The sequence below is a fragment of the Hydrogenibacillus sp. N12 genome, assembly GCF_019645935.1.
Classification (GTDB): Bacteria; Bacillota; Bacilli; order Thermicanales; family DSM-22653; genus Hydrogenibacillus; species Hydrogenibacillus schlegelii.
In genome coordinates, this window is record NZ_CP080953.1 from 1,046,119 (window position 1) to 1,068,978 (window position 22,860).

The 22,860-nt window shown below is 66.2% G+C and carries 25 protein-coding genes and 1 pseudogene; 19 read left to right on the top strand and 7 right to left on the bottom strand.

Annotated features, from left to right (window positions below):
• Nucleotides 1-664 precede the first annotated feature (664 nt).
• From K2M58_RS04860 to K2M58_RS04885, 6 genes are all read left to right on the top strand, one after another.
• A complete protein-coding gene (locus K2M58_RS04860; RefSeq protein WP_220678512.1) occupies nucleotides 665-1,159 on the top strand; it encodes a transposase in 495 nt (164 codons plus the stop codon).
• 93 nt (nucleotides 1,160-1,252) lie between these two features.
• Entirely contained in the window at nucleotides 1,253-2,530 is a 1,278-nt protein-coding gene (gene istA / locus K2M58_RS04865; protein WP_252393391.1) for an IS21 family transposase, read from the top strand.
• Nucleotides 2,527-3,312 (top strand): IS21-like element helper ATPase IstB, encoded by a 786-nt coding sequence (gene istB / locus K2M58_RS04870; protein WP_220676869.1) that lies wholly within the window; start codon nucleotides 2,527-2,529, stop codon nucleotides 3,310-3,312. Before istA ends, istB begins: the two co-directional genes overlap by 4 nt.
• Nucleotides 3,313-3,458: 146 nt before the next feature.
• Nucleotides 3,459-4,238, top strand: coding sequence for a transposase (locus K2M58_RS04875; protein WP_220678513.1), 780 nt, complete (start codon nucleotides 3,459-3,461; stop codon nucleotides 4,236-4,238).
• Between the two features lie 406 nt (nucleotides 4,239-4,644).
• Entirely contained in the window at nucleotides 4,645-4,923 is a 279-nt protein-coding gene (locus tag K2M58_RS04880; protein WP_066198594.1) for a PadR family transcriptional regulator, read from the top strand.
• Nucleotides 4,920-5,618 carry a hypothetical protein gene (locus K2M58_RS04885; protein ID WP_220678514.1) on the top strand — a complete coding sequence of 233 codons (699 nt, stop codon included), beginning with the start codon at nucleotides 4,920-4,922 and terminating at the stop codon, nucleotides 5,616-5,618. Before K2M58_RS04880 ends, K2M58_RS04885 begins: the two co-directional genes overlap by 4 nt.
• A 1-nt stretch (nucleotide 5,619) precedes the next feature.
• On the opposite strand, the pseudogene K2M58_RS04890 reads toward K2M58_RS04885, so the two are convergent.
• Together K2M58_RS04890 and K2M58_RS04895 are read right to left on the bottom strand one after the other, a co-directional pair.
• A pseudogene (locus K2M58_RS04890) lies at nucleotides 5,620-5,904 on the bottom strand (transposase); the annotation flags it as partial.
• Between the two features lie 192 nt (nucleotides 5,905-6,096).
• Nucleotides 6,097-6,381: a MoaD-like domain-containing protein gene (locus K2M58_RS04895; protein ID WP_220678515.1), complete on the bottom strand. Its 285-nt coding sequence runs from the start codon at nucleotides 6,379-6,381 to the stop codon at nucleotides 6,097-6,099.
• 360 nt (nucleotides 6,382-6,741) lie between these two features.
• On the opposite strand from K2M58_RS04895, the gene rplU reads away from it, so the two are divergent.
• From rplU to rpmA, 3 genes are all read left to right on the top strand, one after another.
• Nucleotides 6,742-7,053, top strand: coding sequence for a 50S ribosomal protein L21 (gene rplU / locus K2M58_RS04900; RefSeq protein WP_066198455.1), 312 nt, complete (start codon nucleotides 6,742-6,744; stop codon nucleotides 7,051-7,053).
• Between the two features lie 143 nt (nucleotides 7,054-7,196).
• Nucleotides 7,197-7,625 carry a ribosomal-processing cysteine protease Prp gene (locus K2M58_RS04905; RefSeq protein WP_220678516.1) on the top strand — a complete coding sequence of 143 codons (429 nt, stop codon included), beginning with the start codon at nucleotides 7,197-7,199 and terminating at the stop codon, nucleotides 7,623-7,625.
• 93 nt (nucleotides 7,626-7,718) lie between these two features.
• Complete coding sequence (rpmA, locus tag K2M58_RS04910) at nucleotides 7,719-8,024, top strand: 50S ribosomal protein L27 (protein ID WP_156423663.1); 306 nt, start codon at nucleotides 7,719-7,721, stop codon at nucleotides 8,022-8,024.
• A 223-nt stretch (nucleotides 8,025-8,247) separates the two neighbouring features.
• On the opposite strand, the gene K2M58_RS04915 is transcribed toward rpmA, so the two are convergent.
• Complete coding sequence (locus K2M58_RS04915) at nucleotides 8,248-8,625, bottom strand: hypothetical protein (RefSeq protein WP_220678517.1); 378 nt, start codon at nucleotides 8,623-8,625, stop codon at nucleotides 8,248-8,250.
• 158 nt (nucleotides 8,626-8,783) lie between these two features.
• Between K2M58_RS04915 and K2M58_RS04920 the strand changes: the two genes are divergently transcribed.
• From K2M58_RS04920 to K2M58_RS04935, 4 genes are all read left to right on the top strand, one after another.
• The gene (locus K2M58_RS04920; RefSeq protein ID WP_220678518.1) at nucleotides 8,784-9,650 is read left to right on the top strand and encodes a hypothetical protein; all 867 of its coding nucleotides are present in this window, start codon (nucleotides 8,784-8,786) and stop codon (nucleotides 9,648-9,650) included.
• Nucleotides 9,637-10,956 carry a GTPase ObgE gene (gene obgE, locus K2M58_RS04925; protein ID WP_220678519.1) on the top strand — a complete coding sequence of 440 codons (1,320 nt, stop codon included), beginning with the start codon at nucleotides 9,637-9,639 and terminating at the stop codon, nucleotides 10,954-10,956. Before K2M58_RS04920 ends, obgE begins: the two co-directional genes overlap by 14 nt.
• A gap of 163 nt (nucleotides 10,957-11,119) precedes the next feature.
• The gene (locus K2M58_RS04930; protein WP_220678520.1) at nucleotides 11,120-11,833 is read left to right on the top strand and encodes a hypothetical protein; all 714 of its coding nucleotides are present in this window, start codon (nucleotides 11,120-11,122) and stop codon (nucleotides 11,831-11,833) included.
• Between the two features lie 200 nt (nucleotides 11,834-12,033).
• Nucleotides 12,034-13,446: a bifunctional folylpolyglutamate synthase/dihydrofolate synthase gene (locus K2M58_RS04935; protein ID WP_252393596.1), complete on the top strand. Its 1,413-nt coding sequence runs from the start codon at nucleotides 12,034-12,036 to the stop codon at nucleotides 13,444-13,446.
• On the opposite strand, the gene K2M58_RS04940 is transcribed toward K2M58_RS04935, so the two are convergent.
• Nucleotides 13,400-14,194, bottom strand: a complete 795-nt coding sequence (locus K2M58_RS04940; RefSeq protein WP_220678522.1) for an ABC transporter permease — start codon at nucleotides 14,192-14,194, stop codon at nucleotides 13,400-13,402. The two genes, K2M58_RS04935 and K2M58_RS04940, sit on opposite strands and share 47 nt — an antisense overlap.
• On the bottom strand, nucleotides 14,191-14,976 hold the full coding sequence (locus K2M58_RS04945; RefSeq protein WP_220678523.1) for an ABC transporter ATP-binding protein: 786 nt from the start codon (nucleotides 14,974-14,976) through the stop codon (nucleotides 14,191-14,193). Before K2M58_RS04945 ends, K2M58_RS04940 begins: the two co-directional genes overlap by 4 nt.
• Before the next feature lie 128 nt (nucleotides 14,977-15,104).
• Between K2M58_RS04945 and galE the strand changes: the two genes are divergently transcribed.
• Together galE and K2M58_RS04955 are read left to right on the top strand one after the other, a co-directional pair.
• Complete coding sequence (galE, locus tag K2M58_RS04950) at nucleotides 15,105-16,181, top strand: UDP-glucose 4-epimerase GalE (protein ID WP_220678524.1); 1,077 nt, start codon at nucleotides 15,105-15,107, stop codon at nucleotides 16,179-16,181.
• A 63-nt stretch (nucleotides 16,182-16,244) separates the two neighbouring features.
• On the top strand, nucleotides 16,245-17,030 hold the full coding sequence (locus tag K2M58_RS04955) for a uracil-DNA glycosylase (protein WP_220678525.1): 786 nt from the start codon (nucleotides 16,245-16,247) through the stop codon (nucleotides 17,028-17,030).
• 72 nt (nucleotides 17,031-17,102) lie between these two features.
• Here K2M58_RS04955 and K2M58_RS04960 read toward each other — a convergent pair whose 3' ends face one another.
• Both K2M58_RS04960 and K2M58_RS04965 read right to left on the bottom strand, forming a co-directional pair.
• Entirely contained in the window at nucleotides 17,103-18,221 is a 1,119-nt protein-coding gene (locus tag K2M58_RS04960; protein WP_066198489.1) for a phosphodiester glycosidase family protein, read from the bottom strand.
• Nucleotides 18,211-18,705 carry a hypothetical protein gene (locus tag K2M58_RS04965; RefSeq protein WP_156423655.1) on the bottom strand — a complete coding sequence of 165 codons (495 nt, stop codon included), beginning with the start codon at nucleotides 18,703-18,705 and terminating at the stop codon, nucleotides 18,211-18,213. Before K2M58_RS04965 ends, K2M58_RS04960 begins: the two co-directional genes overlap by 11 nt.
• Before the next feature lie 424 nt (nucleotides 18,706-19,129).
• Here K2M58_RS04965 and K2M58_RS04970 point away from each other — a divergent pair, with 424 nt between their 5' ends.
• The 4 genes from K2M58_RS04970 (at nucleotide 19,130) to pheA (ending at nucleotide 22,810) form a co-directional block, all read left to right on the top strand.
• A complete protein-coding gene (locus K2M58_RS04970) occupies nucleotides 19,130-19,633 on the top strand; it encodes an ACT domain-containing protein (RefSeq protein ID WP_066198494.1) in 504 nt (167 codons plus the stop codon).
• A gap of 64 nt (nucleotides 19,634-19,697) precedes the next feature.
• Nucleotides 19,698-20,780, top strand: a complete 1,083-nt coding sequence (thrC, locus tag K2M58_RS04975) for a threonine synthase (protein ID WP_066198497.1) — start codon at nucleotides 19,698-19,700, stop codon at nucleotides 20,778-20,780.
• On the top strand, nucleotides 20,781-21,827 hold the full coding sequence (gene thrB, locus K2M58_RS04980) for a homoserine kinase (protein ID WP_220678526.1): 1,047 nt from the start codon (nucleotides 20,781-20,783) through the stop codon (nucleotides 21,825-21,827).
• Nucleotides 21,821-22,810 (top strand): prephenate dehydratase, encoded by a 990-nt coding sequence (pheA, locus tag K2M58_RS04985; protein ID WP_220678527.1) that lies wholly within the window; start codon nucleotides 21,821-21,823, stop codon nucleotides 22,808-22,810. Before thrB ends, pheA begins: the two co-directional genes overlap by 7 nt.
• Nucleotides 22,811-22,860 lie beyond the last annotated feature (50 nt).

Here is a 22,860-nt window from a genome sequence, read left to right on the forward strand (position 1 = left end):
GAAACTGCACCCCGTTCCGGAGCCCGGCGGGTCGCGGCCGGCGCTTTCGTCGGACGCTCGGTGAGGTCTGCTTCGTTTTTGCGCGGCACCGCCGCGGCCGAATCCGGAGAGAGACCGGCTTTTGCTCCACCCCCGTGTGCCGTTTCCGCCGCCCCTTTGACGAACGGCGGTGAACGTAGGCGGCGGATGACCCGGCCATGGGGACAGCGCGCTTCCTTTTTCGGCCGCCCGGCAACCCCATCGACGCTCTGCTCATTTTGCTCCAGGCGATCGATGATCCGGTCTTGAAGACCGAGCGCGTGTCCATAGGCGGTTTCACAGGCGGTTGGAGCCTTCCTGCGATGGGGTGTGGGGACGATCCCATGAGCGCTCGGGCCGCCTTTTTCCTGCTTGAGCAACCCCACTGTTGAGCTTAGAGCCGAGCCTTTTTCGCTGTCCGAATCCCTTGGTATTCGGCTCACTTTCACCTTCACAAAACGGTCAATCCCCCACCGAAAAGGTGGGGGCAAACGCTTTCTGGGTCGTTCAGAGCCATGTCGAAAAAGTTGTCTGACAATACTTACCCCACAAAAGAGGAACCCAAAATTTGAACATAAAAAAGCAGGTTGCCGCTCCTTTTGGTAAACTCAAAAGGAGGAGAACCTGCCCAAAGGAGTAGACCTGTATGGCCATTATACCACAAGGCTCCCTGTTTTCGTGGAACGAAATTGCCGGACTCGGCGATCTCGAACGCCTGAGGCTTGTCCTTGAACATCTCCCGGACGAAGCGCTCATGCAAAAACTGGAGAAAGCCCGCGGCAGGGGCCGGGACGATTATCCCGTGCGGGCCATGTGGAATGCGTATATCGCCCTCGTCGTGTTCCAGCACCCGAGCGTCGAATCCCTGCGACGCGAACTGAGCCGAAACGGACAGTTGCGCTGGCTTTTGGGCTTTGGTGACCATGTGCCAAGTGCCGCGGCCTTCAGTCGCTTCTGGAAACGGATTGAAGCCCATGAAGCCGAGCTGGAGTCCCTCTTTGTCGCGCTCCAGCAAGCTGTGGCCGCGTACCTTCCCGACTACGGCAAGCGCCTGGCCCTAGACAGCAAAGCCATCCGGTCGTACGCGCGCTACCGGCCGAAAAACACCGCACCCGACGGGCGGTGTCAACATCGGATGTAAAATCCCCAATAGCAGCGGATAAAGATTCCCCAAAATCACCGGCATGATTTCCTCAAAATCATCGGGATGAATTCCCCACCCCTGTGTCGAACTATGGCACCTGCCATCACTTTTGGGGAGGTGCCGGTGATGAGGGAGAGTGAGAAGATGGAGATCAGGAAGCTGTATGAGGAGGGCGTCAGCATCTCGGAACTGGCCAGAAGATACGGCCATGACCGCAAAACCATCCGCAAGGCTGTGAGTGAGCCGAGGCAGCAGGAGGAGGGGAGGGTGAAGTCGCGCAGCCGTAGGGTGAAAGGCCACAAGCTGGAGCCGTACAAGGCCTATGTGGAGCAGCGCATGCGTATCGGCGTCCTCAATGCGGAGCGAATCTTTCGCGAGATCCGGGAGCAGGGATATACCGGCGGAATTACCGTACTGCGCGAGTTCATGCACCCTCTCCGCCCGGTTGTCTCTGCCAAGGCAACCGTGCGGTTTGAGACGGCTCCGGGGGAACAAGCGCAAATCGACCTGGGCGCATTCCCCTACCTGGATCCGCAGGGCCATCGGCGCAAGGTATGGTGCTTTGCCATGGTCCTCGCCTACTCCCGCATGCTCTACCTGGAGTTTATCAGAGCGGCGGACCAACGGCATATCCTCCAGGCGCTCCGGAACGCGCTGGAGTTCTTCGGCGGGGTTCCAAAGGTCATGCTCAGCGACAACTGCTCCCCGCTGGTCGTGGCCAACGACGGTCATGGACACGTCGACTGGCAGCCGGCGTACATGGACTTCGCCAAGTACTACGGATTCGTGCCCAAGGCCTGTAAGCCCTACCGAAGTCGCACCAAAGGGAAGATTGAACGGCCCATCGGGTATATCCGGTCCAGCTTCTGGCCGGTTTCGTTCGTGGACCATGACGACCTGAACCGGCAAGGTGCCATCTGGCGGGATACGGTGGCTAATGTGCGCATCCACGGCACGACGCGGGAGCAGCCGGTGGTGCGGTTTCAGGCCGAGACGCTTAAGCCCCTGCCTAAGAGCCGGTACACGCTGGCGTACGCCGATATGCGCAAGGTCATGAGCGATTGTCGCATCTCCTGGAACACGAACATGTACACCGTTCCATGGCGGTATGTGGGGCACACCGTGCTGGTCCGGGAGTTTGAGTCAGGCCGCCTGCAGATCGAGTACGGCGGGCAGGTCATTGCCGAACACCGCGTGCTCACAGGCAGGCACCAGGTCTCAACCGACCCTGAGCACTTCAAGGGCATCCCGGCTGGGACGCCTCATCCGGATCGAGGCAAGGTGCCAGGGTTGCAAATCGGGCCGGACGTGGAGCAGCGGGAGCTGTCCGTCTATGAGCAGATCGCGATGGGAGGTCAGGGGCAATGAGTGAGGCGTTGGTTTTGGCCAAGGCCGAGGAGCAGCTGCTGGAGCTGGGATTGAAGCGCGCCGCGGCGGTGCTGCCGGCGTGCGTGGAGTGGGCAGCGGGGCACCAGGCGACCTATGCGGAGTTCCTGCACAGACTGCTGGATGCTGAGCAGGAGGAGCGATACAGCCGTTACATGCACGCCAGACTCCGCATGGCCAACTTCCCGTATCACAAGACCCTTGCAGATTTCGATTTCTCGTTCCAGCCGTCCGTCGATGAGCGACAAATACGCGAACTGGCCGGCTTGACGTTCATCCGGGAGGGCAGCAACGTCATCTTCCTGGGACCGCCGGGGGTGGGCAAGACCCACCTTGCGGTGGCCCTGGGGATGGAGGCGATTCGACAGCGCATGAGCGTCTACTTCGTGACCATGCAGAAGCTGGTCGCTGACTTGCGACGGGCGTACCAAGAGGGACGGCTGGACAAGCGCCTGCGCATCTACACCCAGCCGAAGCTGCTGATCTGCGACGAAGTCGGCTACTTGCCGCTTGACGCCTTGGACGCCGCGAACTTCTTCCGGCTCGTGTCGGAGCGCTACGAGCATGGCTCCCTGATCATCACGTCCAACACCAGCTTCACCAACTGGGGGACACTCTTCGGTGACCAGGTGCTGGCCTCTGCCTTGCTCGACCGGCTCCTGCACCACGCCACCACCATCAACATCCGCGGCAACAGCTACCGGATGAAGGACAAGCTGCGCGCCGGGGTGACCCATGCGCTGAAGGAGGAGGTGACCGCGTAGATCGAACATACGTCTGGGGAATGATGCGCGATGATTTTGGGGAACTGAATCCGCTGTTTGTGGGGAATCGAACGCGATTTTTTTGGGGAGTTTTAATCCGCTATTGACAGCGGCGAGACAGAGATGCGGATTATGGGTTTAAGACGGTGCACGACCGCGAGGGAAACGCGACAAAGCTCCGGTGGTTTGGATACAAGCTGCATCTCATCGTCGACAGCACTCATGAACTGCCGGTGGTCTACACCGTGACCCCCGCCTCAAAAGCCGATGTCGCCACAGCCCATGCCCTTTTGGACAAGCTGCAAGCAAAACGTCCAGAAGTGCTCACGCGTGCCGAAGTGCTTGTGGCGGACAAAGGCTATGACGACTCAAAACTTATCATGCGCCTGTGGGACGAACACCGCATCCGACCGGTGATCGACATTCGGGCAAGCTGGCGGGACGGTGAGGCAACGCGGCTTTTTGAGGGGCAAACAAACGTGGTGTATGACAACAAAGGCCGCGTGTTCTGCGTGTGTCCGGAAACGGGGACCATGCGGACCATGGCCGAAGGAGGCTTTGAAGAGAAGCGCGGAACGCTGAAAAAGCGGTGTCCGGCCAGGGCCTACGGCCTCTCCTGTGCCGGAGTGGCCCGGTGCCCCGTGGCGAGAGGATGGCGCATTCGGATGGACGTGGATCGGCGTTTGTTTCCGCCGATTGCGCGCGGGAGCGCGAGATGGGTGCGAGAGTACCGCAAACGCACGGCGGTGGAGCGCGTGTTTTCCCGTCTGGATACGATGTACGGCTTTGAGACGCACACCATCCGAGGGCTGAAGAAGATGCGCGTGCGGGTGGGGTTTGCGCTGGTGGTCATGCTGGGGATGGCGCTTGGACGTCTGCGCGAGGGATGGTCGGGGAAATTGAGGAGTTTTGTGCAGGTAGCGTAGTGAAGGAAAAGAAGGATAGATTTGTTTACCTTTTTTCCGTGGATTGGAAAAAGGGAGGTGGAGTATTGTCTTTTTTATTAAAAACACGGGGAATATATGCATGAAAACCAATCTTGTTTAAAGAAAGAATCGTGGAATCCCCCAAAACTGAAGATGGCCTGATGCAGGTCAGACCGAGATACAGGCACAGCGAAAAAAGCTCGAGCCAGAGTACACTTGACGGATGCCATCGATGAACGTATAATCAAGCTGCTACCTTACGTAACAAGGTAGCAAATTTTTGGCTCACCGACCTTGTAATGCAATTTACTGGAGGAAGAAGGAGATTGCGTGGTGAACGAACGTGGCGTCGAAAAGCAAAAGCCAGTTGTTGAAGGGTGTGTTGGAAGGGTGCGTTTTGGCGGTGATGCGGCAGGAAGAGATATACGGGTATGAATTGAGCGCCCGGTTGTCCGAATATGGGCTGAACTTTGTCAGCGAGGGCAGCATCTACCCGGTACTTTTGCGGCTGCAAAAAGAAAATCTGATCGTCGGAAAGCTGAAAGAATCGCCCAACGGCCCGCCGAGGAAGTATTACCGTTTGACGGAAGAAGGGCATCGGGCGTTGGATGGGTTTCGCCGTGAGTGGACGGAGCTGAAGACGGCCGTCGATCGCATTTTGCAGCTAGGAGAGGATGGACGATGAATCAAGAAACCCGACGCATGACGGTGGAAGACATGGCGGCACTGAACAATGAACGGCGCCTGCAGTTGAACGAGGAAAACCGCAAGTACTATGAAGAGATGCTGGTGTACTTGCGGATGAGTCCCGTCGAACAACGGAAAGTGGAGGAGCTATTGCTGGAGATGCTGGATCATTTGTTGATCGCCCAGCGGGAAGGACGCACGGCACAAGATGTGTTCGGCGACGACCCGGAAAGTTATTGTAAAGAAGTGATTCAGACGTTGGGCAGGCAAAGGCTCTTTCATTTTCCCCGTTTTGCGTTCATTTTCAGCACCGTGCTGTATGTGGGATTTCTCTCGGATGCCTTGTTTCGTTTGACGGTGTATCCGTTGTTGAACCATTTTTATGGCGTGCCCGTTCCGGAAGGATTCAAGGCGGATTGGTTCGTCATGGCCGCCTTGGGGCCGCTTTGGATCGAAGGCATGATGTTTTTCATGCGGAAATCCACGTTTAAAGGGATGGGAGCGAAAATCGGGTGGTTTTTGCTGCTTCCGGTGATCAGCGTGGGCGGTTTCCTTATCTGGCATTTTATCTTCAAAGATGCAGTGCCCATGCTTCCCATTCCGGCTTGGATGAGTTTGGCGATCGGGGCAGCCCTTTGGTCGATTCACCGACTGGTGTTTAAAGGCGTGTTTAAACATGTTGATATTTTTTAGCTCAGCCGCATTCGATGTGGCCGTCCTGTTTGACTTGGGAGTGGAAGGCATCGAGAAACATCACGACGTACACGGGCTGTAACGGCCGGTTTTGCCGCTTCCTGATCGCCGGCAGGAGTTTGTTCGTCCCGTTGGAGATGAGGGCCGGAGAGACCGCCGGGCCGTAGAGGCAAAAACGGTCGTTGCAGGGGGACTGGCTATCCCGTATGTTGACGCCTCGGGCGTACAGGGCGATGATCTGGTCTTCAATGCCGGCGGTATTGGTCTGGTACTGCTTGATGATTTTCGGTTCAAACCGTGTTCATCGCCATTCCCCACGCGTGTGGGGAAGCCCCGCTCAGGACGACCGCGGCGATGGCGTCGAGCGCCATCCCCCACGCGTGTGGGGGAGCATATGCGCCGCCTGCCGTCCTTATGCCTGTGACGCTGATGCTTTGAATCGCTTGTTGAAGCGCTTGGCGGACGTGAGCCGTTTCGGCTACCCCCCGGCGCGCATGGTCTTTACGCGATAGGCGCTGAGCACGGCGTCCAAACGTTCGGCATCCGGCGCTTCAAAGTCGAGAACGACGACATCGATCGACCACTCGGCGGTCAGCTTAAGCATGCGGGTCTCGCGGACGATGATGCGAGCGCCGTCATCGCGGCAGTATCGTTCGAAAGGGCTGTCGGAAGAAGCCGGACAAGGCCTAAATCCGAGTTCGGCCAGATATTCGCGATGCGTGTCCAATGTTATCCCGCGAAATTCGAGGCGGGCCTGCGCCATCGCCACCCCTCCCTCAGATTGCGATCGTGCTTTTCGGGGAGGATGCTTCTCCCCGATCCATGGGGGAAGGTAAAGCGCGATCGGGTTTTCCGGAAACGGGCGAGTTTCCGGCGGTGTTGAAAGGCGTCTCATGAGGTCATCCTTGTCCCTTAAGGTGACCGGGCCTCCGAGAACTGCTTGATCCATATCGCGCACGACAGCCCCATTGACTTCTGTGAATAAATGTGATAGCCTCGTGCTGTTCACAACCGTCGTCAACCGCCCGCGGCCGGTCGGCCGGAAAGCGTCCGGCCTCCAAGCATCGCACGGGCGATGCACCGCCTGCGGCGCGTCCTGGCGAAGACGAAGGGGAGTGGGACGGTGTACGCGATCATCGAGACCGGCGGGAAGCAGTACCGCGTCGAGCAGGGAACGGTGCTCTTTGTGGAAAAGCTTCCGGCAGAAGTCGGCGAGACGGTCGTTTTCGACAAGGTGCTCTTCGTGGAAAAAGACGGCGAGGTGATGATCGGCGCTCCGTACATCGGCGGCGCCCGCGTCACGGCCAAGGTGGAAAAGCAGGGCCGCGGCAAGAAGATCATCGTTTTTAAGTATAAGCCGAAGAAGAATTACCACAAAAAGCAGGGCCACCGCCAGCCGTACACCCGGGTGCGCATCGAGGCGATTGAGGCGTAACGCCGGTCGGCGCTTCGATCCGGTGATCCGGTGAGTGGGGGATCCGGCGGGCCGGCCTACGGAACGCTCCATGCCGCGTCGGGGCGATTGCGGGAACGCCGGTCAGGTGGCCGTCGAGCGAAGTCGGTAAGGGTGGTTCGGCGATGATTGAAGTGCGCGTCCGGCGCCGGGACGGGGTGCCAGTGAAAATCGCCGTCGAGGGGCACGCCGGGTATGCCGATCCGGGGGAAGACATCGTCTGCGCCGGCGTATCGGCGATCACCTTCGGCGCCGCGAACGCCGTCGTCCGCTTGACCGGTCTCGATCCGGTCAAGGGGATGGGGAAAAGCGGCTCCCTCCACTTTCACCTCCCGGCGCCCGGCGAAGGGGTCCCGTCGGAGCGCCTTCGCGATGCGCGGCTCCTTCTCGAAGGGATGCTCGTCGCGCTCAAGGCGCTGGCCGCCTCCTATCCGGGCCATGTCGCGGTCGACGACCCGGAGGCGCCGGAGGAAGAGGGCGGCGGGGTCGTCGACCGGGTCGATCGGAGAAGGGCATCGGAGGAAAGACGGGACTCGGGAATAAGCTCGGGATGACCGGACGAGCGGATCAGGGAACGCAGATAAGGAAGCCGAAGCGACGCCTTAAAGTTCACGAGGGAGGGACGCCCGATGCGGTTTTGCTACGGCATGGATCTTCAGTTCTTCGCCCAGAAAAAGGGCGTCGGCAGCACGAAAAACGGCCGCGACTCGATCGCCAAGCGGCTCGGGGTCAAGCGGAGCGACGGGCAGTTCGTCCTCGCGGGGAACATCCTCGTCCGGCAGCGGGGGACGAAGATCCGCCCGGGGAAAAACGTCGGCCGAGGGAAGGACGATACGCTCTTTGCGCTCATTGACGGCATCGTCCGTTTCGAGCGGGAAGGCCGCGACCGGACGCGGGTCAGCGTCTATCCGCGGGAAGCGGTGGAAGCGGAGCGGGCCGCGACGGTCCAGTGAACGGCGCGATCCGGAGAGGCCGCACTTTCGCCTTCCGCTCGGGCGAAGCCGACGGCCGGCCGGGTGACCGGCCGGACATTGCCGGTCGATGAAGCCTGGGGATCGACAAGGCAAAACGACCGCCCACGGGCGGTCGTTTTGCCTTGTCTTCACAGGGCCACTCCTCCGAAAGGCCGTTGAGGACGGGAATCCGCCGGCCGTTTCGGAAGCATCGGAGCGTCGGTCACCACGGCCAGAGACTTTTCGTCGCCGGCGGCGGGGCGTACGGAGCCGGATACGGCGGCACCGACGGCGCGTTCGGGACATGCATCCACGGGAGCATTCCGAAGACGAGGATCGGGTAGAGGATGAGCGGAAGCGTCGGGTTGAGCCGCCGGATGTCCTCCGGTCCAGGAGGCGGTCCGCCGGGCGTGCCGGCGGTTCCGGGCGCGGAAGCCGGCAATCCGGAAAACCCGGCGAAGGCGTCGGCCGCGGTCTCGCCGGACCGCTCTCCCCGCTCCTCGCCGGCGTTTCCGGCGGGCGGGTGGCCGGCGACCGGAAGAAGGGCCCGGGCGGCGTCGGGGTGGACGATGGGCACATAGGCGATCAGCGGGACGACCATCGATCCGGCTCCTTTCGTTGACGCAGGATGAGCTTTCACGTTCGAGCATCCGGCGCATGGCGGGCGGCGGCTCATGGTAGCCTATGAACGGGCGCCGGCGCCGGATCGCGCCCGGCGGCCGCCGGACGGGCGAACGTTCCGGATGGAAGAAGAATATTTTGCATGAGCCTCGGTGGCAGGGCGACGATGACGCCACATCGGGCGGGGAGACGATGGCCATGGAAGAGCACCGTCGGGCCGAGGGGGATGGGGTGGAGGCGGGCGAGGAAGCGCTTCGGGCGCAGGCGGCGCTCACCCTTCTCAGCCTCCGGCGTCACTGGACGCTCAATCGGCTTCAGCTTTTGTACGGCGATCTGGCCCTCGGGGAGACGGCGCGCCTCGGCCGGCGGCTTCACGCGATGGCCGAAGAACTGCGCCGGGAGCAGCGGCTCATCCACCTCGGCGATCCGATTCTGGCCTACCGCTGCCTCATGGCCGGGGCCGACGGATGGGTGGTCTTCGGGTACGCTGTGCCGGAAGGGGCGCGCCTGCCGGCCGGGTTTGAACCGTCGGTCCGGGCGGCCGTCTTCGCGGGATGGGATACACTGCGCCGTTTGACCCGGGAGGCGGCCGAGGCGGCAGGACCGAACCGTTTTCCCCTCCTCATCGTGCTGGCGATCGATCGGCGGGGAGCGATCGGACATTTTGGGTACGCCGCCTTTGAGCGGATGTCCGAGCTACCGCCGCTGGTCGGCTGGGTGCGTGGCTTCCCGAAGCAGATGCGGGAAGCGCTGGCGGCGCTTTTGCCGTCCTTTCGCCCGGAGGCGGCGACGGAGGGGGAGGTGCGGGAAGTCTTTTTGGAATTTTCTCGGGGAACGGCGGCCGAAGATTTGTACGGTGCCCCGCCGCTCGGCGGCTGGGCGGTCGGCGTCCCGGGCGAGACCGGCGTCGTCTTTCCGGCCGGAGCGCCCGCGGCTCCCAGCGGACCCGTCATCGTCGGCTCCGGCGTGTGGTTGATCGGAGGGAAAGGCGATGTTCGTCGATGAGGCCAAGGTGTTCGTCAAAGGCGGCGACGGAGGGGACGGCGCCGTCGCATTTCGCCGGGAAAAATACGTCCCCTACGGCGGGCCGGCGGGGGGCGACGGCGGGAAGGGGGGCGACGTCGTCTTCGTCGTCGACGAAGGCCTACGGACGCTCGTCGATTTTCGCTATCAGACGCATTTTAAAGCGCCCCGGGGCGAAAACGGCCGCGGGAAAAACCAGCATGGCCGTTCGGCGGACGCTCTCGTCGTCCCGGTGCCGCCGGGGACGCGGGTGTACGACGACGCGACGGGGGAGCTCCTCGCCGATCTCGTGGAGCCCGGGGCGCGGTTTGTCGTCGCCCGGGGCGGTCGGGGCGGTCGGGGGAACGCCCGTTTTGCCACGCCGACCCACACGGCGCCGCGCTTTGCGGAAAAAGGGGAACCGGGCGAGGCCCGCTGGGTGCGCCTGGAGCTCGCCGTCCTGGCCGACGTCGGGCTCGTCGGCTATCCGAACGTCGGCAAGTCAACGCTCTTAAGCCGTGTCTCCCGGGCCCGGCCGAAGATCGCCGATTACCCGTTTACGACGCTGTCGCCGAACCTCGGCGTCGTCGACCTCGGGGAGGGGCGGAGTTTCGTCTTGGCCGACCTGCCGGGGCTCATCGAAGGGGCCCATGCGGGAAGCGGGCTCGGGCACCGGTTTTTGCGGCACGTGGAGCGGACGCGGCTCATCCTGCACGTCGTCGACGTCGCGGCCGTCGAGGGGCGGGATCCGTACGACGATTACCGAAGCATCCGGGAGGAACTCCGGCGCTACGACCCCCGCCTCGCCGAGCGGCCGGAGATCGTCGTGGCGAACAAGATGGACCTGCCGCAGGCGGCCGAGCGCCTTTCGGCCTTCCGGGAAAAGCTCGGGCCCGACGTGCCGGTCTACCCGATCTCGGCGGCGACGGGAGCGGGCGTGCCGGCGCTCCTCGAGGCGGTCTGGGCGCGGCTTTCCGAGCTTTGGGCCGAGGAAAAGGCGGCGCAGGAGGCCGCCCAGCATGCGGATCGAAGCGCGGCCGTCCACCGGCTTCGGGGGCGCCGGCCGGCAAAGGAGGACGGGCCTCCGTTTACGATTCGCAAAGAGGGCGAGATTTTCATCGTCGAAAGCGAGCGCCTCAGGCGGATCATGGCGCGTTACAATTTCGACCAGGACGAGGCGGTGCGGCGGTTTGCCCGTCTCTTAAAAAAGATGGGCGTGGAGGAGGCGCTCCGGGCGGCCGGGGCCGTGGACGGGGACGAGGTGTGGATCGGAGAGATGGCCTTTGAGCTTTCGGACGAGGGCATTTAAGCGTTGCCGGATCGGGCGGGCTTTCCGGAGCCGGGGAGGTTTTCCGAGCTTCGGGCTCTTTCGGGGCGGGCCGGGCTTTCCGAGCGGCCGGCCTTTCCGGAGCAGGAGGCCCGTCTGGGCCGAGGGTCGGGGCGCAAAGGGGTCGAGCGCCGGGGCGCTGTTCTTGGCGGTGCTGTTCGGGGCGGTGGCAGGCGTTCTTTCGCCCCCGATGGCCGAGGGAATGGCCGCCTTGCCGCCGGGGAAGATCATCGCGGCGCCGGATGAGGCCGCTTTGGCGCCGAAGTCTCCCGCTTTGGCGTCTTTCGTGCCGGAGCCTGCCTTTTCGGGGCCCGAAGGTGCGGAACGGACCGTCTCCTTGCGGCTGTACGCGTCGGAAAAGGCGGCGCTCTGGCTGGACGTTCCGGCAGACTGGCGTCCCCTCGACGCCTGGACGGCGCCGGAAGGGGAGGTGCGCGGAACGGCGGCCTTCTGGGCGCCGTCGGGTCCTGCGCCTTCCGCCGCGGACGGCGGCGTTCGCTGGCTCTTCCAGCTCCTCGTGACGGACGATCTTCAGGGGCGTCTGGAGGCGGCCATGGAGGCGTCGCCGGGGGCCTACGCCGTCTCGCTGCGGCCGACGGCGGTCGCCGGCCGCCCGGGGTGGTCGCTCGAGTACCGGCTTCGGGGCGTCGGGCTTCGGGACGTCGCCGCCGCGGAGCGGTGGGTGGTCCTCCGTCCGGAAGAGCGGGTGCGCCTCGGCCTGCCGCCGGCGGCGGTCGTCCGGCTGGCGGCGTTCCGAGCCGTTCCGCCGGGAGGGGCGCCTGCGGGGAATCCGGCGGACGAGGCGTCGGTCGATCCGGGCGTGTTCCGCCGGCTCGTCGAACGCCTCCGGGTCCGGTGAAGCGGACGGCGGTCGGGCCCGGCGCGGCCGGCGGGAGCGGCCGTTGTCGTCTCCGGTCATGGTCTCGCGGTCCTCGAGACCGCGGCGCCCGACCGATCGCGGGCCGTTTGGAATCCGCGAATCAAAAGCGGCCGCTGAACCGCCGAGCCGCCGATCGTGGGGCCGCCGCGGTCGGAGAATCAGGCAGACGGTTGGAAGGGGTGGGGTTTCTGGCCCTGGACGACTGGATTTACGCGTCGTATCTTGCCGCCCGGCCGGTGAACGCCGGGCGGCCGGACCGGGAGGTCCGGCGGCCGGATCTTGCCGCCGCGGTCCTTCGGGCGATCGGTTCGCCCCACGAGGCGCTTCCGACGGTCGTCGTCGCCGGGAGCAAGGGAAAAGGTTCGACGGCGGCGAGCCTTGCGTTTTTGCTTCGGGCGGCGGGCCTTTCGGTGGGGCTCCTCACCGGGCCTCCGCTCCGGTCGTTTCACGAGCGGATCCGCCTGAACGGCCGGCCGATCGACGACGGCGATTTTCTCCGCTTCTCCGCCGTCGTCGAGCCCGTCGCCCGAGGGATTCCGGTCGATCCGGCCAAGGGGGAGTACATCGGCCCGATCGCTCTCTGGCAGGCCGTCGGCTATCTTTATTTTCGGGAAAAGGGCGCCGACGTGGTCGTGGCGGAGGCGGGCCGCGGCGCCCGCTTCGACGACACGAGGGCCCTCGGCGCCCGATGGGCGGTGATCACGCCGATCTTCGAGGAACACGTCGCCGAGCTCGGGCCGACCCTGGCGGACATCGTCTGGCACAAGGCCGGCGCCGTCGGCTCCCGGACGGAAGCCGTTTTCGTCGGCCGCCAGCGGCCGGACGTCTTCCGGCTGCTTCAGGACGTCCGCCGACGGGGGGAAGCGGGAGGACCGTCGGTCCGCTGGGCGACCTTCGGCGAAGCGTTCGGCGTGACGGCGTGCGAGGCGGACCTTCGGGGGACGCGGATGGCGGGGTTTGTCGGCCGCACGGCATATCGGGCGTCGCTGGCCCTCCTCGGCCGGCACCAGGCGGACAATTTCGCCCTCGCCGTCGCCGTCGCCGACGCCGTCCTCCGGTCGCTCGGCCGGGGTCCGCTTTCTCCGGCGGCGATCGAGCGGGCGGCGGCAAGCGTCCGGTGGCCGGGGCGGCTCGAGCGGCTTCTCGAGCGGCCCCTCGTCCTTCTCGACGCGGCGATTCACCGGTCGGCGCTCGATCCGGCGCTCGAACTCGTGCGCCTCGCCCGGCCGCGGCGGACGCACGCCGTCGTCGGCCTGGCAGCGGGAAAAGACCCGGGCCTGCTTTCGGCGCTCCGTCCCCACGTCGATGCGCTCTGGTATGCGCCGCCGACGAACCCGCACCTCGCGCCGCCTTCCGCCTGGCCGTCTAAGGCCCGGGCGGCGGTCGACCGTTTCTTTGCCGATCCGATGGCGGCGATCGCCGCGGCGCTTCGGGCGACGCCGGACGACGGGGCGCTTCTTCTCTTCGGGACGCTGTCGTTCGTCGCCGATGCGCTCCGGGCGCTCGAACGGGACCCGGCAGACCTCGGCGATCCGCTGGCGGCGGTCAGCGCTCGAAGCGGCGGACGAGGCGATCGACCGCCGCCGCCATGACGGCAGAGAGGAGGGCGATGAGGACCACGGCGGTGAGGACGTAGTGAAAGTTAAAGAGCTGGAAGCCGTAGATGATGAGCGCGCCGAGGCCGGCCTTGGCGGCGAGGAATTCGCCGACGATGACGCCGATCCACGACAAGCCGACGTTCACCTTGAGGGCGGAGAGGATCGCCGGCCGGGCGTAAGGAAAGACGACCGTCGTAAAGAGCTGGCGGCGATTCGCGCCGAAGGAGCGGGCGAGTTTGAGGTAGTTCGGGTCGGTCGCCTGGAAGCTCCCGTAGACGACGAGGGTGGTGACGATGACGCTCACGGCGAGGGCCATCATGAAGATCGCCGTCATGCCGCTCCCGAAGGCGACGATGAAGAGGGGCCCGAGGGCGACCTTCGGCATGCTGTTTAAGACGACGAGGTACGGATCGAGCACCCGGGCCCAAAAGGGCGAAAACCAGAGCAGGGCGGCGAGGAGAACGCCGGCGGCGGTGCCGGCGAGAAAGCCGGCGATCGTCTCGAGGACGGTGACGGCGATGTGGGTGCCGAGCTCGCCTTCGGCGGCGAGGCGGGCGATCGTCTCGGCGATCAGGGACGGCCGGCTAAAGAGGAGCGGATCGAGGATTTTGGCCCGGGAGAGGACTTCCCAGCCGAGCAGGAAGGCGAGGAGAAGGGCGACCTGCGTCGTTCCGATCCAGAGGCGCTCCCGCCGCTTCTTCCGCCGGTAGGCTTCCAACCGTTCCCGCTCGTCGCGGCTCATGCGTCTCCCTCCTCCGCGTCGAGGGCCTGCCAGACGGACTGGAAGGTGGCCTGAAAGGCCGGATGGCGTCGCCGTTCGAGGGGCATCTTCCGAGCGAGGTCGTCCGGGACGGGGAAGTGGGCCCGGATGCGGCCGGGGCGGTCGCCGAGGACGTAGATGCGATCCGAGAGGGCGATCGCCTCGGCGATGTCGTGGGTGACGAGGAGGACGGTTTTCCGGTAGCGGCGCATGACGGCGAGGATGAGGTTCTGGAGCTTGAGCCGGGTCGTGTAGTCGAGGGCGGAAAACGGCTCGTCGAGGAGAAGCACGTCGGCGCCGGTCATGAGCGTCCGGACGAGGGCGACCCGCTGCCGCTGGCCGCCGGAAAGTTCGTGCGGACGTTTTTTTTCTACGCCGGCGAGGCCGACTTCTTCCAGGAGGGCCCGGGCCCGTTCGACGTCTTCGGGCGTCACCCGCCGCCTCAGCTCAATGCCGTAGAGGACGTTGCCGAGGATCGTCCGCCACGGGAGGAGGGTGTCTTGCTGCAGCATGTACCCGACCCGGGGCGACGGGCCCCGGACGGCCGCTCCGGCGAGGCGCACCGTCCCCCGGGTCGGCTCAAGGAGGCCGGCGATGAGGGAGAGGATCGTGCTTTTGCCGCTTCCGCTCCGGCCGACGAGGGTGACGAATTCCTCCGAAGCGACCCGGAGGGAGACGTCTTTCAGCGCCATCTGCGCACCGCGGTCGGTGACGTAGATGAGGTCGACGCCGTCGAGGGCGATCATCGGCGGATGTTCGGCCATCCCGCTTCACCTCTGGGCACAGCTTATGTGCCGCTGGAGGAAAGGGTGCTTCGAAGGGATCGGCCGGCCGCGAGGGCGGGCAAGAATGAGCCGCGAGGACGAAAAAAAAAGAAACGGAGGGCTTCGGCGTGCGAGTCCTTCTCACCGGCGGCGCCGGCTACATCGGCGCCCACGTGGCGGTGGCCCTGTTTGAGGCGGGTCACGAGGCGGTCATCGTCGATAATTTTTCAAACGCGCATCCCGCGGTCGTCCGGCGGATCGAGGCGATCGTCGGCCGACCGGTGGCGGTCCATCGGGCGGACCTCACCGATCCGGCGGCGACGGCGGCGGTCTTTCAGGCGGAGGCGGATCGGGGCGGGCTGGACGGCGTCATCCACCTGGCGGGCCTGAAGGCGGTCGGGGAGTCGGTGGAAAAGCCGCTTCTTTATTACCGCGTCAACCTGATCGGGACGCTCCACCTGCTTTCGGCGATGCAGGCGGCCGGCGTCCGGACGCTCGTCTTTTCGTCGTCGGCGACCGTCTACGGCGAGGCGAGCCCGCCGCCGTTTGCCGAGACGGCGCCGACGGCGCCGACGAACCCGTACGGGTGGACGAAGCGGATGATCGAACAGATGCTGGAAGATGCCGCCGCCGCCGATCCGTTGCTTTCGTTTGTGGCGCTCCGGTACTTTAACCCGGTCGGCGCCCACGAAAGCGGCCTGATCGGCGAAGACCCGCGGGGCGTGCCGAACAACCTGATGCCGGTCGTGGCGCAGGTGGCGGCCGGCCGGCGGGAGAAGCTTTTCATCTTCGGGAACGACTATCCGACGCCGGACGGCACCGGCATCCGGGACTACATCCACGTGATGGACCTCGCCGAAGGCCACGTCCGGGCCCTCGAGTACGCCGAAGCGCACCGCGGGTATGAGGTGTTCAATCTCGGCACCGGCCGGGGGGCCAGCGTGCTGGAGGTCGTCCGGGCGTTCGAGGCGGCGAGCGGCCGTCCGGTGCCGTACGTCTTCGCCCCCCGCCGGCCGGGGGACGTGGCGGTGAGCCTGGCCGACCCGTCAAAGGCGGAGCGGGTGCTCGGGTGGCGGGCGCGGCGGGACCTGGCGGCGATGTGCCGGGATGCGTGGCGGTTTCAGTCCCGCCATCCGGAAGGGATCGCGGCCGCCTCAGGGGAGGGGGCGGCGCGGTCGAACGCCGGTCCGGCGGACGGGGCGTAAGATCGGCTCGCCGGAGCGGGCGGTCGCGCCGATGATCAAACGAAAAGAAGGACGGTGGGTGGCATGGCCGATGCGGCGCTTCCGGCGGATCGCGCGCGTGAGGAGGCGGTGCGGCGGTTTGTGTGCTTTCTTTCGGGGATCCAGACGCCGCCCGGCCTCTTTAACCCGTGGCGGGACGTTGATCCGGCGTACGACGCCCACCGGCGGGCGCCGGCGGTTCGCCGGGCGCACCTTTTTCTTTATCTCCTCCGGCGGGTGCCGCGGGTGGAGTGGCTGTGGGTCGGCGAGGCCCTCGGCTATCGGGGAGCGCATTTTTCCGGGGTGCCGTTTACGTCGGAGCGGATGCTTCTGGGGCATCATCCGCTGATCGGACCGGAGGCGATCCTCGGTCGCCGAGGGCGCCGAACGAGCCGGACGGATCTTTCGCTCATTCCGGGGAAGATTTCTCCGGCGACGCGGGCGTTCGGCTTCGCCGAGGTGAGCGCGACGGTCGTCTGGCGGGCGGTGCGGGAAAACGGCCTTCCGCCGGAGGCGGTGCTTTTTTTCAGCGCGGTTCCGTTTCATCCGTACGACGTCCGCAAAGGAACGCTCTCCAACCGGCCGCCGAAGCGGGCGGAGATCGAACGCGGCCGGGATGTTCTGGCGGCGCTCCTTCAGCTCATCGAACGGCAGCGGGGCGGGCTTCCCCGGCTGGTGGCCGTCGGGAACGTCGCCGAAGCGCAGCTTCGGGCCCTCGGCCTCCCGTACGAAAAAACGGCGCATCCGGCTCAGGGAAACGCCGGGCGTTTCCTGGCCGGAATGCGCCGGATCGTCGCCGCGGGGGCGGCAAAGATCGGCAAAGACCGGTAAGGGGCCTTTCGTCGGGCCGGATCGGCGTCGAACCGCGGAGCCGCTTCGGCGCCGGACGGAGGGGCCGGCTCGTCACGGCAGGATGACGAAGGCGGAGATGACCGGCCGCGGCCTTCCGTCGGACGGTCGGTTGAGGACCCGGCCGTTGTAGACGAAGGTGCTCGATCCGCCGCCGTCTAAGTTGTAGGCGTCGCGGATGTTGAGGCCGAGGAGCTTCTCCCGGGCGTCTTCGAGGGTGACGCCTTCGCTGTAGCCGGTCTGCCGGCCGTCGATGACGACCATGAGCACATCGCCGTTTGTGAAGTGGCCGATGAGCGTTCGGGGCTCTTTTTTACCGGCCCAGTCTTTTGGAATCGGCTGCGGCTTGCCGTCTTTGATCAGCGTCGGGAGAAACGAGGCGCCTTCCCGGACGCCGAGGCGCTCGATGTCGGCGCGCGTGAGCGCCGGGCCGCCGACGAGGCGCCCCCGGGCGTCGAAGCCGATGAAGCTCACCGCCGCGTTGTCGGAAACGGAGATGAACCGGCCGCCGGAGACGGTGTTTCCGATCGGATAAATGAGGCCGTTTTTCCGAAAAAAGCCGCCGGCGTTGATGGCGAGGGCCGCCTTCGTCCGCCGGGCGATCGAAAGGACGGTCTCGCCCGGGGAGCCGAGGTCGTCGCCGAGGGGCTCGGCCATGACGAGGCGGACGGCGGACGGGTCGTGGAGCTTCACCTTGGCCATGTAGCCGCGGTAGCCGACTTCTTTCAGGGAGAAGACCTTGATCGTCGCCCGCCGGCCGAACGTCTGGCCGATCGGGTCGCCGAGCTTTTTCGCGAGGATCGTATCGAGGGCGTCTTTCGTCTTCGCCGTCTCGGCGCGGCTCTGGGCGAACGCCGCCTGCACCGCCTGGGCGGATTCGGCGACGCGATTTTTTTCGTCGTCGGCAAACGTCCGGAGCGTCTCGAGGTGATGCCGAATCTGCTCGCCGGCTTCGCGGATGGGGGCCTCGCCGCCTCGGATGGCGGCAAGGTGGTCGGCGATGGCCTCGGCATGCGCCTGAAGCGGTCGGACCGCTTCGTTTCGGGCGCGGGCGGCGGCCTCCGCCCGATCGAAGGCGGCGGTGAGGGTTTCTTGTTGCCGGAGCAAGGGGAGAAAGACGACGGCGGCGAGGGCAAAGCAGGCGAAGAGGGCCGCCTGGACTTTAGTAAACACGGGCCGCTTCCTCCAGCTTTTGAATCTGCGTCCGGAGCCGCTCGAGTTCTTTGCCGAGGTCGGCGATCCGCTGGCTTAAGGCCTGCCGGGTGGCGTCGGTCGTCTGGATCGCCTTGCCGGTCCGGGTGAGCTCGTCTTTGACCTTGGAAAATTCTTCCTGGACCCCGGCGAACGCCTGCCGCATCTCGCCGATGGCCTGTTCCTGTTCGGCGAGCGCCTCGCCGATGCGCTTGAGGTCCGCTTCGAGGGCGGCGTTTTCCTCGGCGAGGGCCTGAAGCCGGGCGTCGTACGCCTGAAGCGTCCGCTGGACGGTCCCATAACCGGCGTAAGCGAGGAGCCCCCAGAGGGCGAAGGCGATCGCCCACGGGAGGAGACGGAGAAAAAGCGTTTCGCTCCGGGGCGCCCGACGGGGGAGAACACCGGCGTCCGGCAGCCCGTCCTCGGCCGGCCGGCCCTCCCCGCTTGTCCGCGCTTCGGCGTCCAAACGGGACGGACCGTCACCGGCTCGGTCGGAGCGAGGGGGGGTATCGCGCTCCCGGAGGCCGATGGACGGCGATTCGGCGTCCGGGTCGGTCGGAGGGCCGCCCGGCGGCGCAAGCTCGGCCCGCGGCCGGCCGCCTGGGCGGTCGGAGGCGTGGGAAAAAACGGTCGCCGGTCCGGCGTTCCGGTCCGGCGGGGCGGGCGTGGCGGACGTTCGTCGGCGTAGAGCCATCGATGGAAACACCTCCGTTTAGTTGGACGGCTGCCGGCGGCGGAAGTTGCGGCGCCGAAGGTCATGCGCCGGGACCGGTTGCAAAAGGACCGGACGACGGCTATACTGTCTTCAAAATAGAAACATCTGTTTTTGAGCGGACGGACAGCGGCGCCGGCCACCGGCGCCCGCGAATCGGAATCGAGGGGGGGCGGCGATGGCCGGGGAACGCCCCGCGCGGTATTTTCTCGTCCGGGAAGACCTGCTTCCGGAGGCCATGGTCAAGACGGCGCAGGCGAAACATCTGCTCGCCCGGGGCGCCGCGTCGACGATCTTCGAAGCGGTCCGGGCCGTGGGGCTCAGCCGAAGCGCTTTTTACAAGTACAAAGACGGCGTCTTCTGGTACGATGCGATGCAGGGCGTGCAAATGCTCGTCCTGGCGATGAACCTCGATCACCGGACGGGGGTTTTGTCCCGGGTGCTGGCGGAGCTCGCCGCCGTGGGGGCGAACATTTTGACCATCCACCAGACGATTCCGCTGCAGGAAGTGGCCCACGTGACGATTTCGCTGGAATTCGGCGCGCTGAATAACGCCGCCGAGGGACCCGGGATTTCGGAGGCGGCGCTGATCGCCCGCCTCGAGCGGCTGGACGGCGTGTCCCGGGTGGAGATCGTCGGTCGAGGAAGTCCCGTGCAGCCCCGGGAGAGCGGACGCGTTTAGGATTCGACGAGACGGGCTGGGGATCGCCTCAGATCGAGACGGAAGCGAAGAAGGAGTGGAGAGGATGAGTGGAGAGGGAGCGCGTCGGGGGACGGGGATCCTCGCCCGCTACCGGGACCGGCTGCCGGTGACGGCGGCGACGCCGCTCATTACGCTCGGGGAGGGGGATACCCCGCTCGTCTTTGCGGAACGGCTTTCGGCCGAACTCGATGTGGCGCTTTATCTCAAGCTCGAAGGGTTGAATCCGACCGGATCGTTCAAAGACCGGGGCATGGTCGTCGCGGTGGCCAAAGCGCTGGAGGCGGGCCGCCGGGCGGTGATCGCCGCCTCGACCGGGAATACGTCGGCGTCGGCGGCGGCGTACGCCGCCCGAGCGGGAATTCGGGCCGTCGTGATCGTGCCGGAGGGAAAGATCGCCCTCGGCAAGCTCGCCCAGGCGCTCGTCTACGGGGCGGACGTGGTCGCCATCGCCGGAAATTTTGACCAGGGCCTTCGGCTCGTCCGGGAACTCGCCGATCGGTTTGGCCTCGCCATCGTCAACTCGATCAATCCGGATCGGATCGAAGGGCAGAAGACGGCGGCGTTTGAGATCGTCGACGCCCTCGGCCGGGCGCCGGACGTGCTGGCGATTCCCGTCGGCAACGCCGGCAACATCACCGCCTACTGGAAGGGGTTCGTCGAGTACCTGCCGCCGGATGGGCCCCGGCCGCGGATGCTCGGTTTTGAGGCGGAGGGCGCGGCGGCGATTGTCCGGGGGCATCCGATCGCCGAGCCGGAGACGATCGCCACCGCGATCCGCATCGGCAACCCGGCGAGCTGGGCCGGCGCCGTGCAGGCGGCGGAGGCGTCCGGCGGGGCGATCGACGCCGTTTCGGATGCGGAGATCCTCGCCGCCTACGAGCGGTTGGCCCGCCGGGAGGGGATCTTCGTCGAGCCGGCGTCGGCCGCCTCCGTCGCCGGGGTGATCAAGGCCCGGCGGGCGGGCCGGATCCGACCCGGGGAGACGGTCGTCGCGGTGCTGACCGGAAACGGCCTCAAAGATCCGGACACGGCCCTCAAGACGCCGGCCGAGATCCGGACGTTGCCGGCGGAGGCCGGGGCGCTGGCGGATCATCTGGGAGCGCTTTTGAAGGAGGCCGGCGGCTGAATGGGATCGCGGCGGATGGACCGGGAGGGGCGCCCGGTGGCCGAAGCCCCGGCGCTCGGGCGTTCGGCGCCCAAAGATGCGGTCGGCGTTTGGACGGCCCGCGTTCCGGCGTCGTCGGCGAATCTGGGCAGCGGCTTCGACGTGCTCGGGATGGCCGTCGACCTGGAGCTCGTCGTCCGGGCGACGTTCGATCCGGAGGCGCCGGGGGCGCTTTCGATCGCCGTCGCCGGCGCGCCGCCTGCGGCGGGAGCGGCGGCCGGCGGGGCGGCCAGCATCCCGAACGATGAGACGAACCTGATCTACCGGGCGTTTCGGGCGGCGCTTCAGGCAGCGGGAGAGCCGGTGCCGGGGGTGCGTTTCGTCATCGAAAGCGCCATTCCGCCCGCTTCCGGCCTCGGATCGAGCGCGGCGGCGATCGCCGCCGGCCTCATCCTCGCCCGGGGCGTCCTCGGCGCTCGCTTCCGAATCGACGACGGCCTTGCCCTCGCGGTGCGGCTCGAAGGGCACCCGGACAACGTCGCGGCGGCGTTTTTCGGCGGGCTCGTCGCCGCCCGGGCGGCGGAGGAGGGTGCGGTGTCGGTCCAGATGGTCCGGCGGGAGCTTCCCCTCCGCCTGCTCGCCCTCGTGCCGGAGCGGCCGCTTTCGACGGCGTCTTCCCGGGCGGTCCTCCCGAAGGCGTATTCCAGGCCGGACGTCGTCGACGCTTTGGCCAAGGTGGCCCTGCTCGTGTCGGCGGTGAAGAACGGGGACTGGGGCGCGCTCAAGCCGCTTTTTGCCGACCGGCTGCATCAGCCGTACCGGCTGCCCCTCGTCCCCGGCGCCGAGGCGGTCTTTCGCCTGGCCAACGACCGCCGCTGTCTCGGGATGTATTTGAGCGGCGCCGGGCCGACGATCATGGCGCTTTTTCTCGATGAGGCGGAGCGGGCGGCGTGGCTGGAGGGGGCGCGGCCGGTGCTCGAGGCTTACGGATTCCGCCCGCTGGAACTCGCCCCCTCCGCCGTCGGCGCCCGGGTGGAGACGCCGGAAGGAGAGACGCTCGCATGGTGACGCTCGCTTATCTCGGCCCGGAAGGGTCGTATTCGGAGGAGGCCGCCCGGGAAGCGGTGCGCCGCCTCCCGCTTGCGGACGCGCGGCTGATTCCCCTCGGGACCATTCCGGACGTCCTGGAGGCGGTCGACCGGGGGGAGATCGACTACGGCATCGTCCCGGTGGAAAACTCGATCGAAGGATCGGTGACGCAGGCCCTCGACTGGCTGATCCACGAGGTGGCGCTCACGCTTTATGCGGAAATCGTCCTGCCGATCGACCACGGTCTGTACGTGGCGCCGGCGCAGGCGGCCCTCCCCCTCGAGGCGGTGGAAAAGGTGCTGAGCCATCCGCAGGCGGTCGCCCAGGCCCACCGGACGATCCGGCGCCTTTTGCCCCGGGCGGCGATCGAGCCGGCGACGAGCACGTCGGAGGCGATGCGGCGGGTGGCGGAGCACCCGGAGGCGCGCTGGGCAGCGGTCGGCTCCCGGCGGGCGGCGGAACGTTTTGGGCTCGTCGAGCGACGTTACCGGGTGCAGGATTACGAGGAAAACGCCACCCGTTTCGTCGTCGTCGGCCGGACGTCGCCGTGGCCGGAAGGGGCGCCGGCCGAGGGGGAGGGGCGGCCGGCCAAGTCGAGCCTCCTCGTCACCCTCGGCGAAGACTTTCCCGGCGCGTTGCACCAGGTGCTGGCGTGTTTCAGCTGGCGCCGGATCAACCTGAGCCGGATCGAATCCCGGCCGACGAAAAAAGGCCTCGGCCGGTATCATTTTTTCATCGACGCTGAGCGACCGCGGGATCTCCTGCTTGCGGCGGCGATGGAGGAGATCGAAGCCCTCGGCTGCCGCGTCCGCTTCCTCGGAAGCTATCCGGTTTATGCCGTGCCCCGGTCCGGAGCGGAAGGGCCCGGCCTCGAGTCGGCGGCGAACATGACGCCGGCGGAGGTGACGCCGAAGGAGGGAGCTTCCCTGGAGGCGGCGTCCCGGGAGACGGCCGCCGAATAAAGGGCGGTTCGGGAGCCGAAACGGGAGCGAATCGGGAGCGGGTCGGGTGC